Genomic DNA, 408 nt, shown 5'->3' on the forward strand with positions numbered 1-408 from the left:
AGTTATTTGAGAAGAGAGAAAATAAGGAGATAAAGAAATTAGCAATATACGGAAGAGCCGGAATAGGTAAGAGCACATTATGCCAATACATATCGGTAAGATGGAGTGGGGGGAATTTATGGAATGATAAATATAAGGGAGTAATATGGCTACCGCTTAGGAAAATAGCTTCAGAGTTAAAGAACTGGCAAGAAGATATCAGTTTAGCGGAAGTAATAAGGGAGCATTGTATGGGAGGACGAGAAAGATATAAGCCTAGTGTAGAAGCTATAGATAATTTTATAGGTAATTTTAGCGATATTCTATTTATATTGGATGGCTATGATGAAATAGCACCGATTGTAGACAATTTAGAAAATAGAGAAGGGGAAAAAATCAGAAGGATATTAAAAGAAATATTAACTGATT

Annotated in this window: 1 protein-coding gene; it reads left to right on the forward strand. The window is 33.8% G+C overall.

Annotation, left to right across the window (positions count from 1 at the left end):
- The coding region (locus NF27_RS10155) for an NACHT domain-containing protein (RefSeq protein WP_039459253.1) at positions 1-408 on the forward strand (408 nt) is incomplete at both ends.

Origin of the sequence: Candidatus Jidaibacter acanthamoeba (assembly GCF_000815465.1) — a bacterium.
In the GTDB taxonomy this organism is placed as follows: Bacteria; Pseudomonadota; Alphaproteobacteria; order Rickettsiales; family Midichloriaceae; genus Jidaibacter; species Jidaibacter acanthamoebae.